Raw genomic sequence first — 14,544 nt, 5'->3', positions numbered from 1 at the left:
GAAAACAACATTTTTATCTGTTGTGTCTAGAAAATTCCTTTCACCAGGTCGGGGACGGTCTCGCGAATCAGTTGCATGGCGTCCACGCCATTGTCCGATTCGCCGACGATTTTGTAGTTCTGATTTTCCAGCAACATACGGACGGCCAGGCGGATAACGGGATGGTCGTCGACAATAAATACGGAGTGCATGTTCAACTTCCCTGCGGGCGAGTGAGGGTGACGGGTGGCACCTTATCCCAGTTGGAAGTCATCGGGCATGCGAGGATGGGCTATTCACCCTATATGGGAAATGGCTTACAGGATAAAACAAATCGGGCTACGAAATTAGCGTGTAGGGCTTGGTGTCAAACCTTCTTTGGTAACTTTTCATTGATTGTTATTCGTTGTGTTTAATCGAATGGTCAGGCAAGTAGGAAGTTTCCCAGGTAAACGGGTGCAGCCGCGTCTCCATTCGGGCTGCACCTGCCTGGCTCAGGTCGGGCTTGAGCGCCCCGTCATTTCGCTTGCCATCTCGCTGGCATAGCTGTCGGTCATCCCGGCGATGAAGTCGATCATGCGCAGGAAGGCGCTGTGCAATGAACCATGAGGGTCCGGTGCATTGTTGCCGATCAGGTCGAGTACACGCCGGCTCTTGAACGAGGGCGTGCGGCCGCCATGTTGTTCGAGGGCCGCGCCACAGAAGGTGTTCAAGAGGATTTCGAGCGTGGTGTAGGCGCCAATCTCGTGCAGGGTCTTGCGTTTGTCCTGGAAGATCTTGTTGCGCGCCATGTCCTTGGCTTGCAGTACGCAGTGTTTGGCCGGGCCGTGCATGTGCTCGACCAGATCGCCGCCCAGGTGCCCGGCGAGCAGCGCCTTCTGCTGCTCGACGAAGGCGCGGGCGGCGGCGTTGGTCAGGTGTTCGATGGCCTTGCCGCGCAGGATCGCCAGTTTGCGTCGCCGCGAGTCGCGGGGGCCGAGTTGACGATAAGTCTCCGGCAAGTCATCGCCCACCAGGTCGAGCAGCAGCGCCTCGACCTCCCCATACTCCAGCAACTCCATTTCCACGCCGTCTTCCAGATCGATCAGCGCGTAACAGATGTCATCCGCGGCTTCCATCAAGTAGACCAGCGGATGGCGGGCCCAGCGCTGGTCCTCCAGTTGCGGCAGGCCGAGTTTGCGTGCGATCTGTTCGAGCAGGGGCAGTTCGCTCTGGTAGCTGCCGAATTTGTGTTTCTTGTAGCCCAGGGCATCGGCATGGCGAGCGCTCCAGGGGTACTTGAGGTAGGTGCCGAGGGTGGCGTAGGTCAACCGGGTGCCCCCGTCGAACTGGTGATACTCCAGTTGGGTGAGGACGCGAAAGCCTTGGGCATTGCCTTCAAAGTTGAGGAAGTCGGCGCGCTCGTCGTCGCTCATGGCGTCCAGCCAGCCACGCCCCGCCGCCTGCTGGAACCAGTGGCGGATGGCGTCTTCGCCAGAATGGCCGAACGGTGGGTTGCCAATATCGTGGGCCAGGCAGGCCGATTGCACGATCATCCCCAGGTCACTGGGCTCGCACCAGTCGGGCAAGCTGTCACGCAAGGTTTCGCCAACCCGCATGCCGAGCGAGCGCCCGACGCAGCTGACTTCCAAAGAGTGGGTCAGGCGCGTGTGGATATGGTCGTTGCTGGAAACCGGGTGCACCTGGGTCTTGCGCCCAAGCCGGCGGAAGGCACCGGAAAAGATGATTCGGTCGTGGTCTTTGTGGAAGGGGCTGCGCCCGAGCTCTTCGGGGCTGTACAGGGCTTTGCCCAGGCGTTCGCGGGTCAGCAGGGTATGCCAGTCCAAGGCTCGATCTCCTGTCGGTCGATGGGCATAGCTTCCTGTGTCCAGAGGTACCATGCAAGCTGAAGGTTGACGCGATCCTGTTCGGATCGCGTCGGGGGCTAAACGTCAGTGCCGTCGGCCATTTTGCAGATATAGCCGGATCAGCGGCAGCAGGCTCCCGCCCAAGCGCACCAGCCGTGTCAGGTTGCCAGTGCGCACGCCCTTGCCGGTGAGGAAGCCCAGCGCGACCACCGCACCGATCCCCCACAACGGGGCGTGCTTGATGCCAAGCCCTTCGTGCAGCGAACTGCCCATGCCGCGCATGCGCTGCAGCGGCTCGAGCAGTTGCCCGGACTCGTGGCGGATTTCCTGGCGATGCATCTCCAGGCGCAGGCGCAACAGGGCTTTGCGCAGTTCGCGTGGGTTCCGGGTGTTGGGGAGTTCTGGCAGACTCATGGCAACAGGCGCTCCCGGTCCTTGGCGAGTTCTTCGAGGGTCGCGCCGAATGGCGATGACTCGTCGAATACCGCAGCCTTCAAACGCAACCCGCAGTACAGTGCGGCCACGCCGTAGAACACGCACAGGCCGATGATGCCCGCCAGGCGATAGCTGTCCCACAGCAGCACCAACAGCAGCCCTGACAGCGCTGTCAGCAGAAGCAGAGCGAACACCAGTGCCAGGCCTGCGAACAGCAGCAAGCTCAAGGTGCGACCCTTTTGCTCCTGCAGCTCGATACCGAACAGTTCGATGTGGCTGTGCAGCAGCCCGAGCATGGCCGCGCCGAGGCGTTTGCCCGAGGCGCTGGCGCCGATGGCGTCATTCTCCATGGGAACCCCTCAGCGCCGATTGGCCAGCAGGCCGATCAGCAGCCCGACGCCCGCCGCAATACCGATGGCCTGCCATGGGTTTTCCTGCACGTACTGCTCGGCGCTGCCGAGGGCTGCCTGGCCACGGTCACGCACCGATTCCTGGGTCAGTTGCAGGGTTTCGCGGGCCTGGGTCAGGCGGTCATGGATCTGTTCGCGCAACTCGTCGGCCTGATCGCCTGCCAGGTTGGCGGTGTCGGCGAGCAGTCTCTCGGTATCGCGGACCAAGGCCTGGAAGTCAGCCATCAATATCTCTTGAGCAGTCTTTGCCGATTTGCTGGCCATGGGCCTCTCCCTGTCGATGAGTGTTGGTAGTTCGAGTGATAGCACACGCGGAAGGTTCAAGTGCATGTGCTGGTATGGGCCTTGCTAAGGCTTTGCCACGTTGCGGGGCGTCGCTGGCCAGCACTGCGCCGATTCAGGGCGCCCGGCGTGACGAATACCGTTAAACCTTAACCCAATCCACGACAAACCCAAGAAAAAACCACGCAGGCCTCGCCCAGGTCACCAAGCAGGGCAGGGGGCTGGCACCGATTCGGTGCAGGGATGCAGGTTCTTGAACTGTCCTGGTGCCTTTTCAGCAGGTCTGCCTATTTCATGGAACACATGCACAGCGCGATGGACTCCCTGGTCCACGGTTCGAATACCCTGTTCATTCTCATGGGCGCCATTCTGGTGCTGGCGATGCATGCCGGCTTCGCCTTTCTCGAAGTGGGCACCGTGCGGCACAAGAACCAGGTCAATGCCTTGTCGAAGATTCTCAGCGACTTTGCCATTTCGGCGCTGGTGTACTTCTTCATCGGCTACTGGATCGCCTACGGCGTGAGCTTTTTCCAACCGGCGCCGGAACTGGCCGCCGACCATGGCTATGCGCTGGTCAAATGCTTCTTCCTGCTGACGTTCGCGGCTGCGATCCCGGCGATCATTTCTGGGGGGATTGCCGAGCGGGCGCGTTTCGTCCCGCAGCTCTGCGCCACCGCCTTGATTGTGGCGTTTGTCTACCCGTTCTTCGAGGGCGTGGTGTGGAACGGCAACCTGGGCGTGCAGGCATGGTTGCAAGCACGCTTTGGCGCGCCGTTCCATGACTTTGCCGGCTCCGTCGTGGTGCATGCCATGGGCGGCTGGCTGGCGCTGGCAGCGGTCATCTTGCTGGGGCCCAGACGCGGGCGTTACCGCGAGGGCCGCTTGGTGGCGTTTGCCCCTTCGAGCATTCCGTTTCTGGCGCTGGGTTCGTGGATCCTGATCATTGGCTGGTTCGGCTTCAATGTCATGAGCGCTCAGACTTTACAGGGCGTCAGTGGCCTGGTGGCCATCAACTCGCTGCTGGCCATGGTCGGGGGCACCTTGGCTGCCTTGCTGGCTGGGCGCAACGACCCAGGCTTTTTGCACAACGGGCCGCTGGCCGGGCTGGTGGCGGTCTGTGCCGGTTCCGACCTGATGCACCCGATTGGCGCGCTTGCCACTGGCCTGGTGGCTGGCGTGCTGTTCGTCTGGAGCTTCACTGCGGCGCAAAACCGCTGGAAAATCGACGATGTGCTGGGCGTATGGCCGTTGCACGGCCTGTGTGGCGTATGGGGCGGTATCGCCTGCGGCGTATTCGGCCAGGCGGCCCTTGGCGGAATGGGTGGGGTCAGCCTGGTCAGCCAATTGCTGGGCAGCCTGATGGGTGTGCTGGTGGCGTTGCTCGGTGGCTTTGCGGTCTATGGAGTGATCCGCGCGCTGCATGGCTTGCGTTTGAGCCACGAGCAGGAGTTTCAGGGCGCTGACTTGTCGCTGCACCGCATTGGTGCAACCAGCCAGGATTGAGTTATGTCAGGTGCGCAGTCGGCGGGACGGACCTAGAATAGGCTTTTCCAAAGCCAAACCGAGACCCGTCCCATGCTGCCTGAATGCCAACTGTTCGGCACCCTCGGCTGCCACTTGTGCGAAGTGGCCGAGGCCGTGTTGATGCCTTTTGTCGATCATGGTCTGTTGGTGGAGCTTGTCGACATTGCCGACAACGAGGCCATGTTCGAGCGCTATGGCCTGATCATTCCCGTGCTGCGCCGCTGTGACAACGGCGCCGAACTGTACTGGCCGTTCGATGCCGAGCAAGTGGTGGCGTTTCTCGCGTAACAAGGGCTCTAGGGGAATGGTTTCCTCGCGCCTTGGTTGAGCTGACAGGTTGATGATGGGGGGCCGGCACACTGTGGCCGGTGTCCTAACCCCGTCATCGAGAATTCAACCATGTTCATCACCCCTCATTTCACCTTGGATGAAATGACTGTTTCACAGCTCGCCGCAAGGGAAGGGCTCGACAACACCCCTACACCTGAGGCGCTGGCCAATTTGCAGGTACTGTGTGGCGCGCTCGAAACGATACGGGCGCTGTTCGGTGCGCCGATCATCGTCAGTAGCGGATACCGCAGCCGTGCGCTCAACCGGCGTATCGGCGGTTCCGCGACGAGCCAGCATGTGCAGGGGTTGGCGGCCGACTTCACGGTAATAGACGTCAGCCCGCGGGATACAGTACGCAGAATCAATGACAGCGACCTGGCATTTGACCAACTGATTCTGGAGTTCGACCGGTGGGTGCACGTGTCCGTTGCCCATGGCGCGGTCAGGCGCGAGGTACTGACCATCCGCAAAGGCACGGGCTACCTGCCGGGGCTGCAATGATCCGATGGCGAATTGACGCGAGCGAGGCTATGTCCGTATGCTGTATATAAATACAGTATGCGGGGTAAAGCCATGCTCAACGTCGAGCAACTCAAGTACAGCGTCAACCGCATGCCCGTCGAGCGCGTGGCTGACGCCGTTCTGGAACTGCGCCTCGAAGGGCTGGTAACAGAAGACCGCACACCGTTCGGCAAGGTCCATTTCAATACCTGCTTTGCCGAGATCGAGGCATTGTTTCAGCGTGCCGGTTACCACCGTGGGCTAGATGTGGTGGGTTACCAGGGGTTGTTGTATGCCCTGTATGACCCCGGTCGATGGGAGGCCGTGCAAGTGCTGCGCTGGTTGAAGGCGCGTAGCGAGGCGATGGTTCAGGCTGGTTGAGGGGGTGGGCTTGGGGGATAATGCGCGGCCTTGTACCTATTGAGCGCTGCCATGACCTCGTCTTTCGACCCCGCCCACCAGCAAGCCAGCACGGTATGCCTGCCGCCCGGCAACTGGGCGACGGTGCTCGATTGCCTGTGTGACCATTTCAAAGCCATCGACAGGGCGCAGTGGCTTGACCGCTTTGCTCGTGGTCGTGTGCTCGATGCCGAGGGGCGGGCAGTTTCCGCCGAGCTGGCTTATCGACGTGGCATGCGCCTGCATTACTTTCGCGAAGTGCCGAACGAACGGCCGATCCCTGTGCAGGAGGCCGTGCTGCACGTGGATGAGCATTTGGTGGTCGCCGACAAGCCGCATTTTCTGCCGGTCACGCCTACCGGTGAATATGTCGAGCAGACCCTGCTGCGCCGGCTGATCCGGCGCCTGGACAATCCGCACCTGGTGCCTTTGCACCGCATCGACCGGCATACCGCAGGGCTGGTCCTGTTCTCCGCCAACCCACAGACGCGCAGTGCCTATCAGCGCTTGTTCCCCGAGCGTCGGATCGACAAACGCTATCAGGCCATCGCTGCAGCCATGCCCCAGCATGATTTCCCGCTGGTGCACAGAAGCCGCCTGGTGCATGGCGAGCCGTTCTTTCGCATGCATGAGGTTGAAGGCGCGGACAACAGTGAAACCTTTGCTCAAGTACTGGAAACGCAGGGCGAGTTATGGCGCTACGGCCTGTCGCCGGTGACTGGCAAGACCCATCAATTGCGTGTGCACATGGCGGCATTGGGCGCGGCGATCTGCAATGACCCGTTCTACCCCGACCTGCTGCAGGTCGAAGACGATTACCAGAAGCCGTTGAAGCTGTTGGCGCAGAGCCTGCGTTTCGATGACCCGTTGACGGGTGAGGAGCGGTATTTCGAGAGCCGCTTGCGGCTGGACTGGTAGCGCTTCAACCTGCCATGCGCGGTCTCTGTAGGAGCGGCCCTTTCGCGACGCAAGGCCGCTCCTACAAACGCCCAGCGCCTCAGCGGTTGAAGCGCTCCACCAGCGAATACTGGCTCCCCGCCGTGCTGGTCAGTTCCTCGCTGAGCAGCGCCGAGTGCTGGGCCTGTTCGGCGGTCTGGTCGGCCAGTGTGGCGATGGTGCTGATGTTGCGGCTGATCTCGTCGGCAACGGCGGTCTGCTCTTCGGTAGCGGCCGCGATCTGGGTCGCCATGTCGGTGATATTGGCCACCGCTTCGCTGATGCCGACCAAGGCCTCATCGGCCTGCATCACCCGGTCGACCCCTTCCTGCGCCTGGCGATGGCCGGTTTCCATGGTCAGCACGGCGTTGCTGGCGGTCTGCTGCAGCTTGGCGATGAGGCTGTGGATTTGCCCGGTGGACTCAGCGGTGCGCTGAGCTAACTGGCGTACTTCGTCGGCCACGACGGCAAAGCCACGGCCCATTTCACCGGCGCGGGCTGCTTCGATGGCGGCGTTCAACGCCAGCAGGTTGGTCTGGTCGGCGATGCCCTTGATCACATCGACCACACCGCCGATTTCGTCACTGTCCTTGGCCAGTTGCGTCACCGTCTCACCGGTTTCACCTACCGCTGCCGACAAGCGTTCGATGGCCTCGCGCGTTTCACCGGCAATCTGCCGGCCCTGGCTGGTCAGGCGATTGGCTTCCTGAGTGGCGTCAGCGGTGCGCTGCACGTGGTTGGCCACTTCCTGGGTGGTGGCGGCCATCTGGTTGACGGCAGCCGCCACTTGTTCGGTTTCCACGCGCTGGCGCTCCAGCCCCGATGAGCTCTGGTGGGCCAGCGCGTCGGATTGCCGTGCCTGTTCGCTGAGGTGTTCGGCGCTGTCCTGCAGGCGTGTCAGGCAGGTCTTCATGCGCGCATCCTGGCTGAGCATGGCCATTTCCAGGCGTGCCTGCACACCACGGCTATCGGTGTACATCTGCGCGATGAGGGGGTCGGACGTGGTTTGTTCGGCCAGGCGCAGCAGGCGTTTGAGGCCACGTTGCTGCCAGGTCAGGCCGAGCAGGCCGAGCGGTACCGAAAGGGCCGCAGCCAAACCAAAGCCCCAGGAATGGCCGAGCCAGTTGCCGATCAGGAAGCCGACTTGGCTGACCAGGATAAATGGCAGCCAATCCTGCAGTACCGGCAGCCATTGATCGCGACGCGGGACCGCCGATTTGCCCTGGTTGAGGCGCTGGTAAAGGCCTTCGGCACGGCGAATCTGTTCGGCGGTGGGCTTGACCCGCACCGATTCGAAACCGACCACCTGGTTGTTGTCGAAGATCGGCGTGACATAGGCGTTGACCCAGTAATGGTCACCGTTTTTGCAGCGGTTCTTGACGATGCCCATCCACGGCTGGCCCTGCTTGAGGGTTTGCCACATGTGGGCAAACACGGCCGCGGGCACATCCGGGTGGCGCACCAGGTTGTGCGGCGCGCCGGTCAGCTCTTCGCGCGTGAACCCACTGATGTCGATGAACGCATCATTGCAGTAGCTGATCACGCCCTTGGCGTTGGTGGTGGAGATCAACCGCTGCTGGGCAGGGAAAGTCCGTTCTCTCTGGGTAATCGGCTGGTTGTTACGCATGAGTGGGTAATCCGCAAAGAATCCGCAAGGCTTTTGTGAGGTATCGGCAAGCCACTGGTTTTATTGAATGGATATTTAATGTGCTTGATTTGTGGCAATAAGCCATCTTCTGGTTTTAGCTAGCTAGTGGCTGAATTCGATGAAGATAGCGGCATTATTGCTAAATTATGACGAATGGGTCGGATGATGACTTAATGGGCGGCAAAGAGCCAGTACCCTAGGGATGTGTGTTTGGAGGGGGGTACGCCATCAGGGCGTTGGCGCTCTCGAGATCGAGAGCGCCGCAAAACCACCGCTAAACCTACCCGCCGGCAATCAGCTGCCGCAGCACGTAATGCAAGATCCCCCCCGCCTTGAAGTACTCCACCTCATTCAGGGTATCGATCCGGCACAGCACCTCGATCTGTTCCTGTTGCCCATTCTCACGGGTGATGCGCAAAGGCAGGCTCATACCCGGGCGGATGTGTGCACCGTTCAAACCCAGCACATCGATCCGCTCCTTGCCGGTCAGCCCCAGTTGCTTGCGGTCGTCGCCGGCCTTGAACTGTAGCGGCAGCACGCCCATACCCACCAGGTTGGAGCGGTGAATGCGCTCGAAGCTTTCCGCCAATACCGCCTTGACCCCCAGCAGGTTGGTACCCTTGGCTGCCCAGTCGCGGCTGGAACCTGTGCCGTATTCCTGGCCGGCGATTACCACCAGTGGGGTGCCCTCCTGCTGGTAACGCATGGCCGCGTCGTAGATCGACAGCTTCTCGCCAGTGGGCACGTGCAAGGTGTTGCCGCCTTCTTCACCCCCCAGCATTTCGTTGCGGATACGGATGTTGGCGAAGGTGCCGCGCATCATCACTTCATGGTTGCCACGCCGCGAGCCGTAGGAGTTGAAGTCGCGTGGTTCCACCCCCTGTTCGCGCAGGTAGCGCCCGGCGGGGCTGTCGGCCTTGATGTTGCCGGCAGGGGAGATGTGGTCGGTGGTGACCGAATCGCCGAGCAGGGCCAGGATGCGTGCACCTTCGATGTCCTTGATCTGTGGCGGTGGCCCGCCGATGTCGTCGAAGAACGGCGGATGCTGGATGTAGGTGGACGCCTCCTGCCACACATAGGTGGCCGCTTGCGGCACCTCGATGGCTTGCCACTGGGCATCACCTTGGAAGACCTCGGCGTACTCCTTGTGGAACATCGCCGTGTCGACCTTGGCCACGGCTGCGGCGATTTCCTGCTGGCTGGGCCAGATGTCACGCAGATACACCGGCTGGCCATCCTTGCCGGTACCCAGCGGGTCGCGGGTGAGGTCCACGCGCACGCTGCCGGCCAGGGCATAGGCCACTACCAGCGGCGGTGACGCCAACCAGTTGGTCTTGACCAGCGGGTGCACGCGGCCCTCGAAGTTACGGTTACCCGAAAGCACCGAGGCCACGGTCAGGTCGGCGCTGCCGATGGCTCTCTCGATCGCTTCATCCAGTGGGCCGGAGTTGCCGATGCAGGTGGTGCAGCCGTAGCCGACCAGGGCAAAGCCGAGCTCATTCAGATACGGCGTCAGCCCGGCAGCCTCGAAGTAGTCGGTGACCACTTTGGAACCAGGCGCCAGTGAGCTCTTGACCCAGGGTTTGCGCTGCAGGCCTTTCTCCAGGGCCTTCTGCGCCACCAGGCCGGCCGCCATCATCACGCTTGGGTTGGAGGTGTTGGTGCAGGAGGTGATCGCGGCAATCACCACCGCGCCGTCACGCAGGGTGTGGGTCTGGCCTGCATGGCTGTAGTCGATTTCGCCAGCCTGGTCGGCGTTGCCCACCGCCACACCGCCGCCGCCTTCGCTCTCCAGGCGGCCGACTTCCTTGGCCAGCGGCTTGGGCTGCAGTTCGATGAAGTGGTCGAACGCCTGGCTGACCTGGCTCAGGGCAACGCGGTCCTGAGGGCGCTTGGGCCCGGCCAGGCTGGCTTCGACCTCGTGCATATCCAGCGCAAGCGTGTCGCTGAACAGCGGCTCCTGGCCCGGCAGGCGCCACAGGCCCTGTGCCTTGCAGTACTGCTCGACCAGTTGCACCGTTGCGCTCGGGCGGCCTGACAGGCGCAGGTAATCGAGGGTCACCTCATCGACCGGGAAGAAGCCACAGGTGGCGCCATATTCGGGGGCCATGTTGGCGATGGTGGCACGGTCGGCCAGGGGCAGGTCGGCCAGCCCGTCGCCATAGAATTCGACGAACTTGCCCACTACGCCCTTTTTGCGCAGCATCTGCGTCACCGTCAGCACCAGGTCGGTGGCGGTGATGCCTTCACGCAGCTTGCCGGTGAGTTTGAAGCCGATCACTTCCGGAATCAGCATCGACACTGGCTGGCCGAGCATGGCCGCCTCGGCCTCGATGCCGCCAACGCCCCAGCCCAGCACGCCCAGGCCGTTGATCATGGTGGTGTGCGAATCGGTGCCGACCAGGGTGTCGGGGAAGGCGTAGACGCGGCCGTCTTCTTCACGGGTCCAGACGGTGCGGCCGAGGTACTCCAGGTTGACCTGGTGACAGATGCCGGTGCCTGGCGGCACTACCCGGAAGTTGTCGAAGGCGCTCTGGCCCCAGCGCAGGAAGGCGTAGCGTTCGCCATTGCGTTGCATCTCGATGTCGACGTTCTGGGTGAAGGCCTGTGGCGTGGCGTAGCGGTCGACCATCACCGAGTGGTCGATCACCAGGTCGACCGGCGACAGCGGGTTGATCCGCTGCGGGTCGCCACCGGCCTTGGCCATGGCCGCACGCATGGCCGCCAGGTCGACCACGGCGGGTACGCCGGTGAAGTCCTGCATCAACACCCTGGCGGGCCGGTACTGTATTTCCCGGTCGGAGCGGCGCTCTACAAGCCATTGGGCAATGGCACGCAGGTCGTCGCCGGTGACGGTCTTGCCGTCCTCCCAGCGCAGCAGGTTCTCCAGCAACACTTTCAGCGACATGGGTAAGCGTTGCAGGTCGCCCAATTGGCGGGCGGCTTCGGTAAGGCTGTAATAGTGGTACGTCAGGTCGGCGACCTTGAGGGTTTTGAGCGTGTTCAGGCTATCGAGCGAGGGCATTGCCAACTCCTTCTGCGCCGGTGCCCGGCAAATCGGGGTGTTTGCCGGTGTCACCGCTCTGTTTCGATCCGCACGGTACGGACCTGGCTGAATGGTCAGGTTAGACCGGTTTGGCTTATCTGACCCTTTTCTGGACCGGCGGGGCGTGTCGCAGGTTCCGAACTTCCTTTATTATCGCCGCCCTGCCGGCGCCTGTTGCGCGCCCGCCGTAGTGGAGTGAGAGATGAGTACCCTGTTCATGCATTGCCGGCCCGGTTTCGAGGGCGAGGTCTGCGCCGAGATCAGCGAACATGCTGCCCGCCTGGGGGTTGCCGGCTATGCCAAAGGCAAACCGCAGAGTGCCAGCGCCGAGTTTGTCTGTACCGAGGCCAGCGGCGCCGAGCGACTGATGGGGGAACTGCGCTTCGCTGAGCTGATCTTCCCGCGTCAGTGGGCCCGTGGCGGTTATGTCGATTTGCCGGAAAGCGATCGCATCAGCGTGTTGCTGGAACACCTGGTCGACCTGCCCGTGTTCGGTAGCCTGTGGCTGGAAGTGCTCGACAGCAACGAGGGCAAGGAGCTGTCGACGTTTTGCCGCAAGTTCGAAGTGCCGCTGCGCAAGGCCCTGGAAAAGGCCGGGCGCCTGGTCGAAGACGCCAGCCGTCCACGCTTGTTGCTGAGCTTCATCACCGGCCGGCGGGTATTTGTCGGCCTGGCTGCGGCCAACAACAGTGCATTGTGGCCAATGGGCATCCCGCGCCTGAAATTCCCCCGTGAAGCACCCAGCCGCTCGACCCTCAAGCTGGAAGAGGCGTGGCATCAGTTCATCCCCCGCGAGCAGTGGGAACAGCGCCTGGGTGATGACATGACCGGTGTCGACCTGGGCGCTTCGCCTGGCGGCTGGACCTACCAGCTGGTGCGCCGGGGGATGCTGGTCACCGCCATCGACAACGGCCCGATGGCCGAGAGCCTGATGGACACCGGGCTGGTCCAGCACCTGATGGCGGATGGTTTCACCTGGCAGCCCAAGCAACCGGTGGACTGGATGGTCTGCGACATCGTCGAGAAGCCGGCACGGACCACCTCGTTGATCGAAACCTGGCTGGGGGAAGGGCTGTGCCGCGAGGCGGTGGTCAACCTCAAGCTGCCGATGAAGCAGCGTTACGCCGAAGTGCGGCGCCTGCTCGACCGCATGGAAGCCACGTTCAAGGCGCGCAAGATCCGGGTTTCGATCGCCTGCAAGCAGCTGTATCACGACCGTGAGGAAGTGACCTGCCATCTGCGCAGGCTCGACCTGAAGCCGCGTTGAGTGCAGGCGCGGCGCGTGGCCCTTGGTCCGCGCCGCCCGATGCGCGACAATGACGATCATATTCGGAGCCACCCATGACTGACTTCACCCCCGACGCCATCCTCGATGCCACCGGCCTGAACTGCCCGGAGCCTGTGATGATGTTGCACCAGCACGTGCGTGACCTGGCGGCCGGTGGCCTGCTCAAGGTCATTGCCACCGACCCGTCGACCCGCCGCGACATCCCCAAGTTCTGCAACTTCCTCGGCCACGAACTGCTGCAGCAGCAAGAGGACGCGGGCACCTTCCTGTACTGGATCCGTAAGAAAGCCGACTGAGCCGCTCTGGAACACGCCGCGCGTAGCGCCTACACTGCGTTCCCCTGACAGGAGAGCGCCATGCTGATAGTTGCCGACGAGAACATTCCGCTGCTCGATGCCTTCTTTGAAGGTTTCGGCCAGATCCGCCGCTATCCGGGGCGAAGCCTCGATGCCGCCAGTGTCAAGGACGCCGACGTGCTGCTGGTGCGCTCGGTGACCAAGGTCGACCGCCAACTGCTCGAAGGCAGCCGGGTGCGTTTTGTCGGCACGTGCACCATCGGTACCGACCACCTGGACCTGGACTATTTTGCCGAGGCTGGCATCCACTGGAGCAGCGCGCCGGGTTGCAATGCCCGTGGTGTGGTGGACTATGTGTTGGGCAGCCTGCTGACCCTGGCCGAGCTGGACGGTGTGGCGCTGCCCACGCGCACCTATGGCGTGGTGGGCGCAGGGGAGGTCGGTGGCCGCCTGGTGCGTGTGCTGCATGGCCTGGGCTGGAAGGTGCTGGTGTGTGACCCGCTGCGTCAGGCTGCCGAGGGCGGCGATTACGTCAGCCTCGAAACGGTGCTTGAGCAGTGCGATGTCATCAGCCTGCACACCCCCTTGCAGCGCAGCGGCGAGCACCCTACCTGGCACCTGTTGGGCCAGGCGCAACTGGCGCGGTTACGCCCAGGCGCGTGGCTGATCAACGCCAGCCGCGGCCCGGTGGTGGACAACGCGGCCTTGCGCGAGCTACTGCTGGACCGTGAAGACGTGCATGCCGTGCTCGATGTATGGGAAGGCGAGCCGCAGGTGGACCTGCAGCTGGCCGACTTGTGCACATTGGCTTCGCCGCACATCGCTGGCTACAGCCTGGATGGCCGGCAGCGTGGCACGGCGCAGATCTATCAGGCCTTGTGCCGTTTCCTGGATGAGGCTGAGCAAGTGCGCCTGGCCGACCTGCTGCCCAAACCGCCCTTGGCACAGATCGAACTCGATGCCAGTACCGACCCGGCCTGGGCCTTGGCCACGCTGTGCCGCGCCGTGTACGACCCGCGCCGCGACGATGCAGATTTTCGCCGCAGCTTGAGCGACGACCCGGCCGAACAGCGTGCGGCATTCGATCAATTGCGCAAGCAGTATCCGCCTCGGCGTGAGGTCGAGGGGCTGGCGGTGCGGATTCGTGGCGAGTCGCCGCAGTTAGCGCAGTTGGTCAGTGCGTTGGGGGGTGTGTTGGTCTGAGCTATACCTGTGCCGGCCTCTTCGCGGGGCAAGCCCGCTCCCACAGGTTACCGCTGCTTTCTAGTTGGTGAGGTACTTGTGGGAGCGGGCTTGCCCGCGAAGAGGCCGGCGCAGGCAATAAAAACCCGGCGCAAGCGCCGGGTTGCAATGAATTCGCCGATCAGCCCTTGCGGGCTTTTGCGACCCGGCTTTCTTCCAGTTCCTTGCAGGCTTTCTGGATCATCTGTTCGGTGATCGGAACCTCGCGCCCTTGGGCGTCGATGATCGAACCGCAGGCCTGGGGTTGCGGGTTGTTCTGGGGCAGCTTCGGGGTATCGCTGCCATGCTGCACACTCATAGCGGTCTCCTCATCAGGTTCAAACTCAGGGTAACCCTGTGCGATGACTGGCCAGTGACAGCACCTCAGGCGTCACGGCACAA

General features: G+C 62.6%; 15 protein-coding genes and 1 pseudogene. 8 read left to right on the top strand and 8 right to left on the bottom strand.

What is annotated here, in order from left to right:
- Positions 1-41: 41 nt before the first annotated feature.
- From OGV19_RS15400 to OGV19_RS15380, 5 genes and pseudogenes are all read right to left on the bottom strand, one after another.
- A pseudogene (locus OGV19_RS15400) lies at positions 42-191 on the bottom strand (response regulator transcription factor); the annotation flags it as partial.
- A gap of 282 nt (positions 192-473) precedes the next feature.
- The gene (locus tag OGV19_RS15395; RefSeq protein ID WP_264309563.1) at positions 474-1,805 is read right to left on the bottom strand and encodes a deoxyguanosinetriphosphate triphosphohydrolase; all 1,332 of its coding nucleotides are present in this window, start codon (positions 1,803-1,805) and stop codon (positions 474-476) included.
- A gap of 105 nt (positions 1,806-1,910) precedes the next feature.
- On the bottom strand, positions 1,911-2,240 hold the full coding sequence (locus OGV19_RS15390; RefSeq protein WP_264309562.1) for a hypothetical protein: 330 nt from the start codon (positions 2,238-2,240) through the stop codon (positions 1,911-1,913).
- Positions 2,237-2,611 carry a phage holin family protein gene (locus tag OGV19_RS15385; protein ID WP_264309561.1) on the bottom strand — a complete coding sequence of 125 codons (375 nt, stop codon included), beginning with the start codon at positions 2,609-2,611 and terminating at the stop codon, positions 2,237-2,239. Before OGV19_RS15385 ends, OGV19_RS15390 begins: the two co-directional genes overlap by 4 nt.
- Before the next feature lie 9 nt (positions 2,612-2,620).
- Positions 2,621-2,935 (bottom strand): ElaB/YgaM/YqjD family protein, encoded by a 315-nt coding sequence (locus tag OGV19_RS15380; RefSeq protein ID WP_264309560.1) that lies wholly within the window; start codon positions 2,933-2,935, stop codon positions 2,621-2,623.
- 312 nt (positions 2,936-3,247) lie between these two features.
- Here OGV19_RS15380 and OGV19_RS15375 point away from each other — a divergent pair, with 312 nt between their 5' ends.
- From OGV19_RS15375 to OGV19_RS15355, 5 genes are all read left to right on the top strand, one after another.
- Complete coding sequence (locus OGV19_RS15375) at positions 3,248-4,456, top strand: ammonium transporter (RefSeq protein ID WP_264309559.1); 1,209 nt, start codon at positions 3,248-3,250, stop codon at positions 4,454-4,456.
- Between the two features lie 72 nt (positions 4,457-4,528).
- Entirely contained in the window at positions 4,529-4,765 is a 237-nt protein-coding gene (locus OGV19_RS15370) for a glutaredoxin family protein (RefSeq protein WP_264309558.1), read from the top strand.
- Positions 4,766-4,876: 111 nt separating this feature from the next.
- Positions 4,877-5,308, top strand: a complete 432-nt coding sequence (locus OGV19_RS15365) for a D-Ala-D-Ala carboxypeptidase family metallohydrolase (RefSeq protein WP_264309557.1) — start codon at positions 4,877-4,879, stop codon at positions 5,306-5,308.
- Positions 5,309-5,380: 72 nt separating this feature from the next.
- Positions 5,381-5,689, top strand: coding sequence for a transcriptional regulator (locus tag OGV19_RS15360; RefSeq protein WP_264309556.1), 309 nt, complete (start codon positions 5,381-5,383; stop codon positions 5,687-5,689).
- Positions 5,690-5,740: 51 nt separating this feature from the next.
- Positions 5,741-6,625, top strand: a complete 885-nt coding sequence (locus OGV19_RS15355; RefSeq protein WP_264309555.1) for a pseudouridine synthase — start codon at positions 5,741-5,743, stop codon at positions 6,623-6,625.
- Between the two features lie 79 nt (positions 6,626-6,704).
- Here OGV19_RS15355 and OGV19_RS15350 read toward each other — a convergent pair whose 3' ends face one another.
- On the bottom strand, positions 6,705-8,270 hold the full coding sequence (locus OGV19_RS15350; protein ID WP_264309554.1) for a methyl-accepting chemotaxis protein Aer: 1,566 nt from the start codon (positions 8,268-8,270) through the stop codon (positions 6,705-6,707).
- A gap of 301 nt (positions 8,271-8,571) precedes the next feature.
- The gene (acnA, locus tag OGV19_RS15345; protein WP_264309553.1) at positions 8,572-11,316 is read right to left on the bottom strand and encodes an aconitate hydratase AcnA; all 2,745 of its coding nucleotides are present in this window, start codon (positions 11,314-11,316) and stop codon (positions 8,572-8,574) included.
- Positions 11,317-11,539: 223 nt separating this feature from the next.
- Between acnA and rlmM the strand changes: the two genes are divergently transcribed.
- The 3 genes from rlmM (at position 11,540) to pdxB (ending at position 14,124) form a co-directional block, all read left to right on the top strand.
- Positions 11,540-12,604 (top strand): 23S rRNA (cytidine(2498)-2'-O)-methyltransferase RlmM, encoded by a 1,065-nt coding sequence (rlmM, locus tag OGV19_RS15340; protein WP_264309552.1) that lies wholly within the window; start codon positions 11,540-11,542, stop codon positions 12,602-12,604.
- A 74-nt stretch (positions 12,605-12,678) separates the two neighbouring features.
- Complete coding sequence (tusA, locus tag OGV19_RS15335) at positions 12,679-12,921, top strand: sulfurtransferase TusA (protein ID WP_016500764.1); 243 nt, start codon at positions 12,679-12,681, stop codon at positions 12,919-12,921.
- 60 nt (positions 12,922-12,981) lie between these two features.
- A complete protein-coding gene (gene pdxB, locus OGV19_RS15330) occupies positions 12,982-14,124 on the top strand; it encodes a 4-phosphoerythronate dehydrogenase PdxB (protein WP_264309551.1) in 1,143 nt (380 codons plus the stop codon).
- Between the two features lie 160 nt (positions 14,125-14,284).
- On the opposite strand, the gene OGV19_RS15325 is transcribed toward pdxB, so the two are convergent.
- Positions 14,285-14,461, bottom strand: coding sequence for a PA1571 family protein (locus OGV19_RS15325; RefSeq protein ID WP_264309550.1), 177 nt, complete (start codon positions 14,459-14,461; stop codon positions 14,285-14,287).
- Positions 14,462-14,544 lie beyond the last annotated feature (83 nt).

It is taken from the genome of Pseudomonas putida (genome assembly GCF_025905425.1).
Taxonomy (GTDB): Bacteria; Pseudomonadota; Gammaproteobacteria; order Pseudomonadales; family Pseudomonadaceae; genus Aquipseudomonas; species Aquipseudomonas putida_AF.
The sequence above is the reverse complement of the archived record's forward strand: the minus strand, read 5'-3'. Positions and strand labels throughout refer to the sequence as shown.